The sequence below is a fragment of the Thauera sp. JM12B12 genome, assembly GCF_039614725.1.
Taxonomy (GTDB): Bacteria; Pseudomonadota; Gammaproteobacteria; order Burkholderiales; family Rhodocyclaceae; genus Thauera.
Window position 1 is genome coordinate 3444761 of the sequence record NZ_CP154859.1, and the last position, 15865, is coordinate 3460625.

Genomic DNA, 15865 nt, shown 5'->3' on the forward strand with positions numbered 1-15865 from the left:
GTCAGGCCTCGGTGGCGCCGGCGGCCGCGCGCCCGGGCCTGTGCTGCAGGTCGTCGACGATCCGCTGCTGCGACATCAGGCTGAGGTCGATGAGCTCGCGCGCCTGGGCCACGTAGTAGGCGAGCTGCTCGTCGCTGCGCGTCATCGCCTTCTCCAGCGCACCCTCGATGCGCTCCAGGCTCGCCGTCAGCCTGGCGTTCGCGTCGCTGAACAGCTGCACGGCAAGGCCGAAGCCTTCGGCCAGGCTGGCGACCTCGACCGCCCCGCCGGCAAGCTCCCCGGCCGTGTCGGCGAGGCGCGTGGCCTCGGTCTCCATGCGCTGCTCGAAGCCCGCCGCAGCGTGCTGCAATACCGCAGCCGAGGACGCCACCAGGGCGTCGATCGCCTGGCGTTGCTCGGACGAGGCGTGGTTGATCGCATCGAGCAGCTCGCGCAGGGTCTCCATGATCCGCGTGCGCTCGTCGAGCGCAGCGTTGTCGCGGGCGATGCTGGCGGAGCGCTCCGCGCGCAGCTCGCCGATGACCTCGGCCGCCACGCGTGGCGCCTCGGCAGCGGTCTGCATCAGCGCGCCGGCCTGCTCGATGCTGCGGCTGGCCTGCGCCTGCATGCTGGCGGCGAGCTCCGCCTGCAGCGCGCTCACCGTGGCGCAGACCTGATCGACGAGGGCGGCGGAGCGTTGGTCGAAGGTGTCGGCGAAGCCCTGCAGGCTGTCCTGCAAGGCGCCGGCAACCGCCTGGCCGCTGCGTTCCTGGCTGGCGAGCGCCTGCGTCCAGCGCTCGGCGAGGCTGCCGGCGGTGGCATCGAGGCGCTGGATCAACGCATCGAGCTGGACCTGCACCGAATCGGCGACCCGGCCGTGCATCGCGGCGGTCTGCGCGGCGAGCGCGCCCGCGGTGTCGGCAAGCGACGCGCGCAGCTCGCCATGGGCGCGCTCGACGGAGGCCAGGAGGGCGGTGGCACGCTGCTCGAAGCCGCCGTTCCAGGCCGCGAAGGACGCATCCAGCCTGTCGGACAGCGCCGTGCTGCGCTGCGCGTGGTCGGCGAGCGCGGCCGCCCAGTGCGCGGACACGTTCGCCACCGCTGCGTCCAGGCGCTGCGAGGCGCCATCGAGCTGCGCCTGCACGCCATCGGCCACGCACTGCTGCAGCGCGCTCGTCTCGCGCGCGATGCCGGCCATGGCATCGGCCACCAGGGGCTCGATGCTCCGGCCGGCGAGGCGCGCGCTCTCGACCAGGCTCGCCTTCAGGGAGGCATCGACCGCGGCGGCGAGCGCCGTGTAGCTGCCGCGCGCCTCGTCGTGGAAGCGCTGCTGCTCGTTCGCCATGCGCTCGTGCGATGCAAGCTGCTGGCGCTCCATCTGCACCATCATCGCCTGCAGGGTTTCGACCAGCACCGGCAGCGTGCGCGCCTGTTCCTGCACCGCCTGGAAGGCATCGAGGCGCTGCTGCGCGAGCGAGAAGCCGCGCAGCTCGCGCGCGATGCGGCTGTCGAGCACCTGCGAGGCCTGCACGCGCGCACGGCGCACCAGTGCCGAGATCAGCCCGAGCATCGCCGAGGCCGCCACGCCCGCCACCGAGGTACCGAACGCGACGCCCAGACCCTTCACCGGCGCAGCCAGCGCGGAGCGGATGGTCCGCAGGTCGGTGGTGGTCTCGAGCGCGATGACCGCGCCGTCGAGCGTCATCACCATGCCGAGGAAGGTACCGAGCATGCCCAGCAGCACGAGAAGGCCGACCAGGTAGGGGGTCAGCGCGGGGCCGGGCAGGCCGACGCGCTCGCCCTCGAGACGCAGGCGCACCGCGTTCTGCAGCGACGGCGGCAGGCTGCGCAGCCAGGCGCCGGCGTCCGCCATGTCGGGCGGGATGGTATCGAGCGCACGCTGCAGCGCCGCCGTGGCGCGATCGAAGCGCAGCAGCTCGAGCGCTCCGCTCAGATACACCACGCCGATCAGCACGGTCATGCCCAGGGCCAGCGGGCTGAGTCCGACATAGCCGCCCCCCACCCATCCCACCACGGCCGCGCCCAGCACGAAGGCGGCCACGCTCAAGCTTCTGTTCATTGCAGTTCCGTCGATTTCGTTTCCAGGGCGGCGAGCATCCCGACCACCGGCATCAAGCGCAGCTCCAGCTCGGCCAGCAGCACGCGCCGCATCTCGGCGCAGAAGCGCGCAAGCCAGCCCCCCGCCTCCATCCAGCGCGCGGGATCGTCCTCCTGCGCCGCGTCACGCGTGCGCCGATGGGCCTCCAGGAGGTGGTCGAAGCGCCTGCCGAGCAGCGCCGGCACCGTCGCCAGCAGGCTCGCCTCGCGCGCCGCGAGTGCCTGCTCCATCACCGCATCGAGCCCGGCGAGCTGGCGCAGCGCGCTCGATTCCCGGCCCAGCGCGGTGCGCACCGCAGCCCGCAGCGGGGCGATGCCGGCGCCCATCGCGCGCTGATGGGCCTGGTAGTAGCGCTGGAACGGCGCAAAATCCGCCGCGGTCTCGGGCGTGTCGTGAGGCAGCGGCGTGGGCAGGGCCAGCGCGGAAGCGCCAGGCTGCGCGGGATCGGCGGTGATCGCGGCGGCGAGCGCCGCCCGCACGCGCGCAAGCTCCGCGCGCAGAAAGGGCACCGGCATCGCGCGCGAGGCGGGTTCGGGCGGGATTGCATGCAGCGCCGAATACAGGGCCAGCGCATCCTTCAGGTCCACCCACTCGCCCAGCCGCGCGGCGAGATCCTGCTTCGGGTCCGCGACCTCGGCCACGGCGAGTTCGGCGAGCAGCCGCACCAGCCCGGCACTGTTGAAACGCGTTCGCGGCACAGCCTGCGTCATCCCCGATTCCGCCGCCCCGTGGGCAAAAAAGGGCGAAGGCTACACCAAAGCGGCGAATCGCGTCCGCTCGCCCGGGCGATCATCGGGCGCCAGGTTTCACCCGGTACCAGGCGGCGTACAGCGCGGGCAGGAAGAGCATGGTGAGCACGGTGGCCACCGTCAGCCCGCCCATGATCGCCACCGCCATCGGTCCGAAGAAGGTGCTGCGCGACAGCGGCACCATGGCCAGGATCGCCGCGGCCGCGGTGAGCATGATCGGGCGGAAGCGGCGCACCGCGGACTCGACGATCGCCTCCCACTGCGTGCGCCCGGCCTCGACGTCCTGGCGGATCTGGTCCACCAGGATCACCGCGTTGCGCATGATCATCCCCGACAGCGCGATCGTGCCGAGCATGGCGACGAAGCCGAAGGGCTTGCCGAAGGCGAGCAGGAAGGCGGTGACGCCGATCATGCCGAGCGGCGCGGTGAGCACCACCATCACCGTGCGCGAGAAGCTCTTCAGCTGCAGCATCAGCACGGTGAGCACGGTGAGGATGAACACCGGCATGCCGGCCCCCACGGAGGTGCTGCCCTTGGCGCTCTCCTCCACCGCGCCGCCGACATCGAGACGATAGCCGAGCGGCAGCCCGGCACCGATGCGCGCCATCTCGCCGGCGAGCTGCCCGACCACCACCGCCGGCTGCGTGCCGTCGTAGAGCGTGGCGCGCACGGTCACCGTCGGGATGCGGTTGCGCCGCCAGATCACGCCCGGCTCGAAATCGTGCTCCAGGCGCGCCACCTGCCCCAGCGGCACGCTGCGCCCGCCCGCCACCGGCAGGGCCAGATCGGCGAGCAGCGACAGGTGCGCACGCTCCGACCCGGCGCCGCGCAACACCACGCCGATGGTCTCGGTGCCCTCGCGGAACTGGGTCACCGTCATGCCCTGCAAGGAAGTCGCGAGCAGGTTGGAGATGTCCTGGGACGACACGCCGAGCAGGCGCGCCTTGTCCTGGTCGATCGCCAGACGCACGACCTTCGACGGCTCCTCCCAGTCCAGGTGGACGTTGGACAGGTGCGGATTGCCGCGCAAGGCCGCGGCGACCGCATGCGCGTGGCGGCGCAGCTCGTCGAAGTCCGGCCCGCTCACCCGGTACTGCACCGGGAAACCCACCGGTGGTCCGTTCTCGAGGCGGTTGACGATGCCATGCAGCGGCCACGGCTCGGCGCGAAAGAGCTCGATCAGCTTCGCGCGCAGCGCCTCGCGCTCGGCCAGCCCGGTGGTGAGGATCACGAGCTGCGCGAAGTTGGTCTGCGGCAGCTGCTGGTCGAGCGGCAGGTAGAAGCGCGGGCTGCCGCTGCCCACCCAGGCGACGTAGTTGTCGATGCCCTCCTGGTCGCGCAGGAAGGCCTCGACCCGCTTCACCGCCGCCTCCGTGGCCTGGTGCGACACGCCCTCGGCCAGGCGCAGGTCGACCAGCAGCTCGGGCCGCGTCGAATCGGGGAAGAACTGCTGCGGGACGAAGCGCACGAACACGAACAGCGAGCCGGCGAAGATCGCCACCGTGAGCACGATCACCGTCCACCGGAAGCGCACGCAGGCATCGACCAGCGCGCGCAGGCGGTTGTAGAAGGGCGTGTGATAGATGGCGAACTCGTCATGCTGCTCGCGGGCATGGATGTCGCGCTCCGCCATGCGCCGCCCGAGCGCCGGCCAGACGCGGCCGACCAGCCGCGCCAGCACCGACGGCTCGCCGGCACGCCTGCTGAAGTCGGGCAGCAGGTAGTAGCCGAGATAGGGTACGAAGATCACCGCCGCCACCCACGACACCAGCAGCGCGGTCACCGTGACCTGGAAGATCGAGCGCGTGAATTCGCCCACCGAGGACGCCGCCAGCGCCACCGGCAGGAAGCCCGCCGCGGTGACCAGGGTGCCGGACAGCATCGGCATCGCGGTCGATGTCCACGCGTAGCTCGCCGCGCGCACCCGGCCCCAGCCCTGCTCCATCTTGCTCGCCATCATCTCGACCGCGATGATCGCGTCGTCCACCAGCAGGCCGAGCGCGATGATCAGCGCGCCGAGCGAGATCTTGTGCAGGCCGATGTCGAACAGGTGCATGAACATGAAGGTGATCGCCAGCACCACCGGAATGATCACGAGCACCACGATGCCGGTGCGAAAACCCAGCGACAGCAGGCTCACCGCCATCACGATCAGCACCGCTTCGGCGAGCACCTTGACGAACTCGTCGACCGCCCGCGTGACCGCGCGTGGCTGGTCGGCCACCCGCTCCAGGCGGATGCCGGCGGGGAGCTGGGCGACGATCTTGTCCACCGCCTCGTCCAGATGGCGGCCGAGGGCGACGATGTCGCCGCCGGCGCGCATCGACACGCCGATGCCGAGCGCCTCCTGACCCATGTAGCGCAGGCGCTCGGCGGGCGGGTCGGCGTAGCCGCGGCGCACCTCGGCCACGTCGCCGAGGCGGAAGCTGCGCCCGCCGGCGCGGATCACGGTGGCGCGGATGGCGTCGAGATCCGCGAACTGCCCGCTCGGGCGCAGCCAGATGCGGTCCTCCGCGGTCTCGAAGAAGCCGGCGCCGGTCTCCGCGTTCTGCCCGGCGAGCGCACCGACGATGTCGTCCAGGCGCAGACCGAAGGTCGCGAGCTTGGTGTTGGAGAGTTCGATGTAGACCCGCTGCGGCTGTTCGGCGAAGAACCCGACCTTGGCGACGTCCTTCACCCGCAGCAGCTCGCTGCGGACCGCCTCGGCGTGGCGCTTGAGCTCGGCGTGGCTCACGCCCTCCCCAAGCAGCGCGAACAGGTTGCCGTAGGTGTCCCCGAACTCGTCGTTGAAGTAGGGGCCGCGCACGCCCGTGGGGAAGGTGTGGGCGATGTCGCCGATCTTCTTGCGCACCTGGTACCAGATGGCGGGGATGTCGCGCGACGGCGTGTTGTCCTTGACGAGGAAGAACACCATCGCCTCGCCGGGCTTGGAGTAGCTGCGGATCACGTCGGCCTGGGCGATCTCCTGCAGCTTCTTCTCGATCCTGTCGGTGACCTGCTGCTCGACCTCGCGCGCGCTGGCGCCCGGCCATTCGGCACGCACCACCATGACCTTGAAGGTGAACGGCGGATCCTCGGACTGGCCGAGGCGGGTGTAGGCGAAGATGCCGATGAGCGTGCTGACGACGAGGAAATACAGCACCAGCGAGCGGTGGCGCAGGCCCCACTCGGACAGGTTGAAGCGGCTTCGCCCGATCGGCGCCTCGTCCGGGTGCGTCATCGCGCGACGTCCAGCATCACCGGCGCGCCCTCCTCGACCGCACGCACGGTCTCGCCCGCGACCAGCGTATGCACGCCCGCGAGCACCAGGCGCGTACCGGGGGGAAGATCGGGCCGCAGCAAGGCGCCGTCCTCCCGCCATGCCAGCACGCCGACCGCGAGCGGGCGCACGGTGTCATCCGCCGTGACCACCCACACCGTGCCGCCCCCCGGCTTGTCGGCGGCGCGGGTCACGGCGGCCAGCGGCACCCGCACGCCATGCTCGGCCGTCGCGGGCGCGGCGAGCGCCACGCTGGCGGTGGCCCCGAGCGCCAGACCGGCGTCGGCCTCGGGCACTGCGACGCGCAGCGCGTAGGTGCGCGTGACCGGATCGGCGGCGGGCGCGACCTCGCGAACGCGACCGGCGTATTCGCGCTCGGGCGCCGCCCAGGTGCGAACGCGCGCCGCCATGCCGGGCTGGAGGTCCGCGGCGCGGCCCTCGGGCACATGGATCAGGACCTCGCGCTCGTCGGGTCGGGCGAGCCGGAACACCGGCTGGCCGGCGGCGAGGACCTGTCCGGGCTCGGCGAGCACGGCGGTCACCACGCCGGCGGCCGGCGCCTCGAGGCGGGTGTAGCCGGCTTGATTGGCGGCAGTCTCAGCCTGCGCGCGCGCCTGGCGCAGTCGTGCCTGTGCCGCCTGCAGCGCCGTGCGCCGGGCATCCAGGAGCGAGGAGGACACGAACTTGCGCGCGGCCAGCTCCTCGGCGCGGTCGTATTCGGTGCGCGCCAGCGCCAGGTCGGCCTCGGCCGCGGCGAGTGCCGCCTGTGCAGCGTCCGCCGCGAGGCGCGCATCGGCGGCGTCGAGGAGCGCCAGCACGGCACCCGGGACGACCTCGGCGCCGACGTCCACCTTGCGGGCGACAAGCTTGCCGCCGATGCGAAAGCCGAGGTCGGACTCGATGCGGGAGCGGACCTCGCCGCTGTAGACCCGCTCGGCGGGCGCCACCGCCTCTGCCACGGTGCGCACCAGCACGGCACGCGGCGGCGGCACCTCGGGCGCGGGGGCGGAACAGGACACGAGCACGCTGGCACTTGCCAGCATGACAAGGACGTTACGGATGGGCATCGGGTAGCTCGCAAGGGGCGGTCGCATCGACTGCAACCAGTGTCGCGCTGGAAGGGCGCTAGTGTAGCGCCTCGCCGCCCCGCCCGAACGCGCCCGACCGATGCGCCCCCGGTCAGCGCGACTCGAGCAGCAGCCGGCCGTTGCTCGGCTGGATGGGCCGCCCGTTGCGCGGATAGAGGCGCGCGAACACCGCCAGCTGGTCATCGGCGATGGGCAGCGGCTGCTTCATGACCACCCACAACACGTCCTCGGTGCACGGGGGCGTGGGCAGCGAACCGGTATAGAGGAAATGCCCGGGATCGGCCGGCACCAGCCTGGCGAGGTCGATCACGGCGTCGGGCGTGTACGCCCGGCCGCGGTCGAGCGGAAGGTTGTTCCACAAGGTCTGCAGCACCGGGTGCGCCTCACCGCCCGCGGCCAGCAGCACCGACAGGATCACCCGCTTGCCCTCGGCATTGCTGTGCTCGAGGTAGAGCGCCATGTCGTGCGCCATGCCGCCCACGCGGTCCTGCGAGGGGCGGTGCAGGGTGAAGCGTTCGAGCGCATAGCGCTCGCCGCGGACGACGATGCCCATGCTCTCGCCCACGTCGACCTGCAAGGTGTTGCCGGTATCGCGGATGCGGAAACCGCTGCGCCCGTAATGGAAGCGGACGGGCTCGAGATCCACCGCGATGCCGTCGCGCAGATCGATCGGCGACTGCCGCGTCCCTTCGCCGCACAGGCGCCACTCGGGACGCAGCCTGCCCCAGTTCTGCGGACCGGTTTCGCCGTCGTAGCTCCAGCCGGCGGCGCTCGGCGGCATCGTGGCCGCGGGCATCTGCGCTGCCACCGGTGCGGCCGCCGGGGCGGGGGCCGGCCTGGGCGTCGAGCTTGGAGTCGGGGCTGGGGTCGGGGCTGGGGTCGGGGTCGGCCTCGGCGGTTTACGTTCGGCGTCCGGCGCCCTGCGCACCGGCGTCGTGCGCGGACGTGGCTCCTCGGCCGGCGCGGCCTGGGCGAGCCGTTGCGCGGGCTTGGGGGCGGCGCTCGGCGCGGGCGCGGGACGCTCCGCCGCCCGCGGCGGCGTGCGCACCGGAGCGGCGGGCTTGCCCGCCGGCGCGGCGGCAGGCACCGGTTTGGGCGCTTCGGCGGCCGGCGCGGGCGGCGGCGGACTCGGGGGCGCATCGGCCTTGGCCGCGAGTCCGGGCAGGGGCGGCAGGATCGACTTGCGCGGCGGCGTCGGCTCGCCCGCCGGCGCGCCACCGGGCAGGAATTTGGCCGGGATCTCCACATGGGTCTCGAACGGCGGCGCGGTCGAGGGCGCAGCAGCAGAGGTCTCGCCGGCGCGCACGAGCGCGGGCGGTGTTGCCGGATCGGGACGCGCCGCAGCCAGGGGCGGCGCTGCGCTCACCGTACCCGCCTGCGCGCGCGGTGACGCCGGCGGCTCGGCGCGCGCGACCTTCGCCGGCGGCATCGGCGTGGCGGCAGGGGTCGGCGCTGCGATCGCGGAGGGGCTTGCGGGCGCGGGGGGCTGGGCGGGTGCGCCAGCGGCGCCCGCCGGCGCAGAGGCCAGGCGCGCCGCCTCGCTCGCGAGTTTTTGCAGATCGGCGGCCGAGGGCGGATCGCAGACCTCCCGCCACATGCGCTCGTCGACCGAGTTCCGTGCCACCGTGAGCGGGCTCTGGTCGGGCACCGGCTCCTCGCGGACGATATTGTCCTCGGCATCCACATAGACGCGCTTGATGGTGACGAAGCTGCGGTTGCGGCAGTCGTAGCGATTGAGGGCCTTGATCATCGCGTAGCCCGAGGCCTTGGCCTCATCCGAGGTCAGCACCACGCGCCCCCAGGAGATCTTGGTGCCGGCGTCCGAGGACAGGATGCTGCTGCGGTCTATCTCGACGCGCCGGTTGCGATCGCTCAGGACCAGTTGCCAGTCGGCGGCGAACGCAACGGCGCCGGTCTGGGCGAGCAGCAGGGCGACAAGGAGCGGGCGAAGGAGCGGCATGAGCGTTGGCCAATCGAAGGTTCCACCATGCTAATCGACCTCGGCGCGCAGATCTTGAGCACCTTGCCACGACCGGGGGCATCCAGTATCTTCCCTGACTCTCGTTGGGGGTGCCCGCCGCGCACGGGCTGAGAAACACCCTTGGAACCTGATCCGGCTCGCACCGGCGTAGGGAAACGTAAGTCATGAGTCTGTCCGCATCACCCGCTGCTGCCGCAGGCAGCGCGTCGGCCGCTTCTTCGACGCATTCGTCCCGCATCCCGAACGTCGTCTCCATCGCTGGCGTCGACCCGTCCGGCGGTGCCGGCGTGTTCGCCGACCTCAAGGCCTTCTCCGCGCTCGGCGCCTACGGCTGCGGCGTGGTCGCCGCGCTCACCGCGCAGAACACCCGGGCGGTCACCGGCGTGCATGTACCGCCGACGGACTTCCTGCGCCTGCAGATCGACACCCTGTTCGCCGACGTCGCCATCCACGCCACCAAGATCGGCATGCTCGGCAGCGCCGAGGTCACCACCACCGTCGCCGACCGCCTCGCGCACTGGAAGGCGGCCAACGTGGTGCTCGACCCGGTCATGGTCGCCAAGAGCGGCGACAGCCTGCTGGCAAGGAGTGCGATCGCCGCGCTGCGTGAAGCGCTGTTCCCCCAGGCCTTCCTGATCACCCCCAACCTGCCCGAGGCGGGCGTGCTGCTCGAGCAGCGCGCGCCCGACACGGTCAAGGAGATGTACCGCGCCACCGAGCGCCTGCGCGAGCTGCTGCCGCTGTCCTCCGAGCGCTGGGTGCTGCTCAAGGGCGGCCACCTGCCCGGCAACGAGCTGGTCGATCTGCTGTTCGACGGCGACCGCATGGTCGAACTGCCCGCGCAGCGCATCGAGACCAAGAACACCCACGGCACCGGCTGCACGCTCAGCTCGGCGATCGCCGCGCTGCTGCCGCAGGCCGAAGGCCAGTTTCGCCCGGTCGAGGCCGCGGTGCGCCACGCCCGCCAGTGGCTGCTGGGCGCGATCGCCCATGCGGGCGAGCTCGCGGTCGGCAGCGGGCACGGACCGGTGCATCACTTCCACGCGCTGTGGAAGCGGTGAGTACCAACACCGTCCGCGCTCGCCCCGTGGGAGCGGGCTTGCCCGCGAACATGCGCCGACCGACCGCCGTATTCGCGGGCAAGCCCGCTCCCACGGACGCGTCACCGTTCGTGGACGGGACCGCCCCTACAAGCGTCTGATCACACCGACAGCCCTCGCGCACGAACCGGACTTCAGACCAAAACCCCACACCCTTCCCCAGGAGACAGCATGAACGCCAACGAAAAATTCATCGCCGCCACGGCCCATGTGGACGCGGCCGCGATCGCCCCGCTGCCAAACTCGCGCAAGATCTACGTCGAGGGCTCGCGCCCGGACATCCGCGTGCCGATGCGCGAGATCACCCAGTCCGACACCCCGGCCTCCTTCGGCGCCGAGCCCAACCCGCCGATCTTCGTCTACGACTGCTCGGGCCCCTACTCCGACCCGGCGGCGAAGATCGACATCCGCTCGGGCCTCCCCGCGCTGCGTCAGCAGTGGATCGAGGCGCGCGGCGACACCGAGGTGCTGCCCGGCCTGTCCTCCGAGTACGGCCGCGCCCGCGCCGCCGACACGGCGCTCGACGAGCTGCGCTTCCCCGGCCTGCACCGCGCCCCGCGCCGCGCCAAGGCGGGCGCCAATGTCACGCAGATGCACTACGCCCGGCGCGGCATCATCACCCCCGAGATGGAATACATCGCCATCCGCGAGAACCTGAACCGCGAGCGCTACATCGAATCGCTGCGTGCCACCGGCCCCAAGGGCCAGAAGATGGCCGACATGATGCTGCGCCAGCACCCGGGCCAGAGCTTCGGCGCCAGCCTGCCGGCGACGATCACGCCCGAGTTCGTGCGTGACGAGATCGCCCGTGGCCGCGCCATCATCCCCAACAACATCAACCACCCCGAGAGCGAGCCGATGATCATCGGCCGCAACTTCCTCACCAAGATCAACGCCAACATCGGCAACTCGGCCGTCACCTCCAGCATCGCCGAGGAAGTCGACAAGATGACCTGGGCGATCCGCTGGGGCGGCGACACGGTGATGGATCTGTCCACCGGCAAGAACATCCACGAGACCCGCGAGTGGATCATCCGCAACTCGCCGGTGCCGATCGGCACGGTGCCGATCTACCAGGCTCTGGAAAAGGTCAATGGCAAGGCCGAGGACCTCACCTGGGAGATCTTCCGCGACACCCTGATCGAGCAGGCCGAGCAGGGCGTGGACTACTTCACCATCCACGCCGGCGTGCTGCTGCGCTACGTGCCGCTGACCGCCAACCGCATGACCGGCATCGTCTCGCGCGGCGGCTCGATCATGGCCAAGTGGTGCCTGGCGCACCACAAGGAGAGCTTCCTCTACACCCATTTCGAGGACATCTGCGAAATCATGAAGGCCTACGACGTGGCCTTCAGCCTCGGTGACGGCCTGCGCCCGGGCTCGATCTACGACGCCAACGACGAGGCGCAGCTGGGTGAATTGAAAACCCTGGGCGAGCTCACCGACATCGCCTGGCGCCACGACGTGCAGGTCATGATCGAGGGCCCCGGCCACGTGCCGCTGCACCTGATCAAGGAGAACATGGACCTGCAGCTCGAGTGGTGCAAGGAAGCGCCCTTCTACACCCTGGGCCCGCTCACCACCGACATCGCCCCGGGCTACGACCACATCACCAGCGGCATCGGCGCGGCCACCATCGGCTGGTACGGCACCGCGATGCTGTGCTACGTGACGCCCAAGGAGCACCTGGGCCTGCCCAACAAGCAGGACGTCAAGGAAGGCATCATCACCTACAAGCTCGCCGCGCACGCCGCCGACCTCGCCAAGGGCCACCCGGGCGCGCAGATCCGCGACAACGCGCTCTCCAAGGCGCGCTTCGAGTTCCGCTGGGAAGACCAGTTCAACCTCGGCCTCGACCCGGACAAGGCGAAGGAATTCCACGACGAAACCCTGCCCAAGGACTCGGCCAAGGTGGCGCACTTCTGCTCGATGTGCGGCCCGCACTTCTGCTCGATGAAGATCACCCAGGACGTGCGCGACTTCGCCGCGAGCCAGGGCCTGGACGAAGCCGAGGCGCTCAAGAAGGGCATGGAGGTGAAGGCGGTCGAGTTCGTCAAGAGCGGCGCCGAGGTGTATCGCAACGTGTGATGGCCTGCGCCAGCGCTTGAGCATCGACGGGCCGCACATGCGGCCCGTCTGCTTTTGCCGAGCATCAGGCGCCAGCGCGCGCATCCGGCGTGTAAACTGACGGGTTTTCCGCTCGCGCCCGCCTCGGGCCTGTCTCTTGCCCATGACCCCGCTCGACCGTTTCACCCAGGATGACCTGATCGCCCAGCTCGGCATGGAGACCGTGGCCAAGGGGCTGGGCTATCTGAGCCGGGTGAGCGCACTGGCGGCCGATGGCAGCGAGGTGTCGGCTCTGGTCAAGGGCCGCCAGCGCACGCCCTACGACGTGTTCGCGAACGTCATCGAGGAGGAGGATCGCCGAGCGCTGGTCAGCTCGTGCACCTGCCCGATGGGCTACGACTGCAAGCACGTGGCTGCGATGATGCTGGTCTGGCTGCACCAGCGCGGCCGCCCCGACCGCCCGCGCGAGCAGGTACGGGCCTGGGTCGAGGGCTTCAGGCTGTTCGCCCGCACGCTCGGCAGCGGAGCGACCGACAAGTCCAGGGCAAGCAAGACGCTGCACGCGCTGCACTACGTCATCGAGCCCGACGCCTACAGCAGCGACCACCGCGTCGTCTGCTACAAGGTGCGCCTCGACCAGCACGGACAGATCCGCCAGCACGAGCGCTGGAGCAACATCGAGCGCGCGCTGCAGGCCCCGCCCGCCTTCGTCGAGGACGATGACCACGAGATCCTGCGCCTGCTGTGGGCGCACCGCCCGCGCGGCCGCCCGCTGCTCAACGAAGGCGTGATGCTCGAAGGCAAGCACAGCGCCGAGCTGATGGCGGCCCTGCTCGCCAGCGGCCGCACGCACTACGAGGGCCTCGCCCACCCGGTGCTCGGGGCCGGTGAACCGCGCGCGGGCACGCCGGACTGGGTGCTCACCGCCGACGGCCTGCGCGCGCCGGTGCTCAAGCTCGAGCCCGCCGCCGATCACGTCCTGCCGCTGCTGCCGCCCTGGTACGTGGACAGCGCCACGGCGACCGCCGGCCCAGTCACGCTAGAGGTCCCGGCCGAACTGGTGCAGCGCATGCTGTGGCTGCCGCCGCTCACCCAGACCGAATCCGAACTGGTCGCCGAAACGCTTGCCGACGTCGCCCCCGCCCTGCCCGTGCCGACCCTGCGCGGCGAGCCGCCGATCGAGCTCGGCGGCGTGCCGGTGCCGGTGCTGCGCCTGGAGTCGCGGCCGGTGCTGCAGGTGCGCTATCGCAGCTACGCCGCCTACGGCACCTACGTCCTCGATCTCGCGCTGCTCGCCTTCCGCTACGGGCCGCTGACCGTGGACGCCAGCGACGGCCGTCTCTTCCACCCCCTGCCCGACGGTCGCAGCGCCCGCCTCACCCGCGACGAGGCCACCGAGCGCGCCGCCGCGCAAAGGCTCGCTGCCGCCGGCTTCACCCGCATTCCGCCCGGCGCGGTGCAGGCGAGCTTCGGCCCCCTGCCCACCGACGCGCTCGGCCTGGCGAGCGAGACGGACTGGTCGGCCTTCATGGCGAGCACGGTGCCGACGCTGCGTGCCGAAGGCTGGGAAATCGCCTTCCCCACCGACTTCCGCCACAACGCCATCGACATCGACGAGCTGATGCTCGACATCGAGGAGCACGAGGACGGCTGGCTGGGGCTATCGCCCGGCATCGAGGTGGACGGCAAGGCCCTGCCGCTGGCGCCGCTGCTCGCCGGCCTCTTTGCCCACGACCCGCGCTGGCTGTCGGGCCGGCTGGAGGACATCGACGACCACGAGGCGCTGATCCTCGAGGACGAGACCCTCGGCCGCCTGCGCATCAGCGCCGGACGCGTGAAGCCGCTGGTGCGCGCGCTGGTCGACCTATTCGACCGCCCCGACCACGACTGGCGGCTGTCCAAGCTGGACGCCACCCGGCTCGCCGATCTCGACCTGCCCGGCCGCGGCCACGAGCTCGTCGCCCGGCTCGCCAGCCGCCTGCGCGACGCCGCCGGCATCGCCGCGGTCGCGGCGCCGAAGGGCTTCCGCGCCGAGCTGCGTCCCTACCAGCTCGAGGGCCTGGCCTGGCTGCAGCACCTGGTGCGCCACGACCTCGCCGGCATCCTCGCCGACGACATGGGCCTCGGCAAGACCGCGCAGACGCTCGCCCACCTGCTCACCGAGAAGCACGCCGGCCGGCTGGACGTGCCAGCGCTGGTCATCCTGCCGACCTCGCTGGTGTTCAACTGGCAGACCGAGGCCGAGCGCTTCGCCCCCGACCTGAAGGTGTTGAACCTGCACGGCGCGGACCGTCATGCGCGCTTCGACGAGCTCGATGCGGGCGGCGCCGGCGGCGACAAGATCGACGTGGCGCTGACCACCTACCCCCTGCTCTGGCGCGATGCCGAACAGTTGCAGGCGCGCGAATGGAGCCTGCTGATCCTCGACGAGGCGCAAACGGTGAAGAACGCCGCCAGCAAGGGCGCGCAGGTGATCCGCCAGTTGAAGGCTCGCCACCGTCTTGGGCTCACCGGCACGCCGCTCGAGAACCACCTCGGCGAGCTGTGGGCGCAGTTCGACTTCCTGCTGCCGGGCTTCCTCGGCAGCCACAAGCAGTTCACCCAGACCTGGCGCACGCCGATCGAGAAGCACGGCGACAGCGACCGGCGCGACCTCCTTGCCGCCCGCCTGCGCCCCTTCATCCTGCGCCGGCGCAAGGAGGACGTCGCCACCGAGCTACCGCCCAAGACCATCATCGTGCGCAGCGTCGGCCTCGAGGGTGGCCAGCGCGACCTCTACGAGACGGTGCGCGCGGCGATGGACGAGAAGGTGCGCGCCGAGATCGCGGGCAAGGGCTTCGCGCGCAGCCAGATCGTGATCCTGGACGCACTCCTGAAGCTGCGCCAGGTGTGCTGCGACCCGCGCCTGCTGAAGTCGCCCGCGGCCGCGCGCGTCAAGGAGCGCGCCAAGCTCGACCTGCTGATGGACATGCTGCCCGAGCTCATCGACGAGGGCCGGCGCATCCTGGTGTTCTCGCAGTTCACCACCATGCTCGGCCTGATCGCCGCCGAACTCGACAAGGCGAAGATCGGCTGGGTGGCGCTGACCGGCGACACCCGCGACCGCCGCGTGCCGGTCGAGGACTTCCAGAAGGGCCGCGTGCCGGTGTTCCTGATCAGCCTGAAGGCCGGCGGCGTGGGCCTCAACCTGACCGCCGCCGACACCGTGATCCACTACGACCCATGGTGGAACCCGGCGGCCGAGAACCAGGCCACCGACCGCGCCCACCGCATCGGCCAGGACAAGCCGGTGTTCGTGTTCAAGCTGGTGTGCGCCGGCAGCATCGAGGAGAAGATCCTCGCCCTGCAGGAGAAGAAGGCGGCGCTCGCCGAGAGCGTGCTGTCGGAAGACGGGAACGCGCTCGCCAAGTTCGGCGAGTCGGACATCGCCGCGCTGCTCGCGCCACTGCCGGCGCCCGCGCGCTGAGCGGGCGCCGCCGCCCGTCCGGACAGCTGTCCGTGGGAGCGGGGCTTGCCCGCGAAT

8 protein-coding genes and 1 riboswitch are annotated in these 15865 nt (G+C 71.3%); of the genes, 3 read left to right on the plus strand and 5 right to left on the minus strand.

Going from position 1 to position 15865, the window contains the following annotated elements:
- Nucleotide 1 precedes the first annotated feature (1 nt).
- The 5 genes from AAG895_RS15650 to AAG895_RS15670 form a co-directional block, all read right to left on the minus strand.
- Nucleotides 2-2059, minus strand: a complete 2058-nt coding sequence (locus tag AAG895_RS15650; RefSeq protein WP_345792912.1) for a DUF802 domain-containing protein — start codon at nucleotides 2057-2059, stop codon at nucleotides 2-4.
- Complete coding sequence (locus AAG895_RS15655) at nucleotides 2056-2808, minus strand: DUF3348 domain-containing protein (protein WP_345792913.1); 753 nt, start codon at nucleotides 2806-2808, stop codon at nucleotides 2056-2058. Before AAG895_RS15655 ends, AAG895_RS15650 begins: the two co-directional genes overlap by 4 nt.
- A 79-nt stretch (nucleotides 2809-2887) precedes the next feature.
- Nucleotides 2888-6067 carry an efflux RND transporter permease subunit gene (locus tag AAG895_RS15660; protein WP_345792914.1) on the minus strand — a complete coding sequence of 1060 codons (3180 nt, stop codon included), beginning with the start codon at nucleotides 6065-6067 and terminating at the stop codon, nucleotides 2888-2890.
- Nucleotides 6064-7173 carry an efflux RND transporter periplasmic adaptor subunit gene (locus tag AAG895_RS15665; protein ID WP_345792915.1) on the minus strand — a complete coding sequence of 370 codons (1110 nt, stop codon included), beginning with the start codon at nucleotides 7171-7173 and terminating at the stop codon, nucleotides 6064-6066. The genes AAG895_RS15660 and AAG895_RS15665 overlap by 4 nt, the downstream gene beginning before the upstream one ends.
- 112 nt (nucleotides 7174-7285) lie before the next feature.
- Complete coding sequence (locus AAG895_RS15670; protein ID WP_345792916.1) at nucleotides 7286-9154, minus strand: surface-adhesin E family protein; 1869 nt, start codon at nucleotides 9152-9154, stop codon at nucleotides 7286-7288.
- 96 nt (nucleotides 9155-9250) lie between these two features.
- A riboswitch (TPP riboswitch) is annotated at nucleotides 9251-9346 on the plus strand.
- Here AAG895_RS15670 and thiD point away from each other — a divergent pair.
- The 3 genes from thiD (at nucleotide 9340) to AAG895_RS15685 (ending at nucleotide 15808) form a co-directional block, all read left to right on the plus strand.
- Nucleotides 9340-10236, plus strand: coding sequence for a bifunctional hydroxymethylpyrimidine kinase/phosphomethylpyrimidine kinase (thiD, locus tag AAG895_RS15675; RefSeq protein WP_345792917.1), 897 nt, complete (start codon nucleotides 9340-9342; stop codon nucleotides 10234-10236). It overlaps the preceding riboswitch by 7 nt.
- A 210-nt stretch (nucleotides 10237-10446) precedes the next feature.
- Nucleotides 10447-12363: a phosphomethylpyrimidine synthase ThiC gene (thiC, locus tag AAG895_RS15680; RefSeq protein ID WP_345792918.1), complete on the plus strand. Its 1917-nt coding sequence runs from the start codon at nucleotides 10447-10449 to the stop codon at nucleotides 12361-12363.
- 142 nt (nucleotides 12364-12505) lie between these two features.
- Complete coding sequence (locus AAG895_RS15685; RefSeq protein WP_345792919.1) at nucleotides 12506-15808, plus strand: DEAD/DEAH box helicase; 3303 nt, start codon at nucleotides 12506-12508, stop codon at nucleotides 15806-15808.
- Nucleotides 15809-15865: the final 57 nt, after the last annotated feature.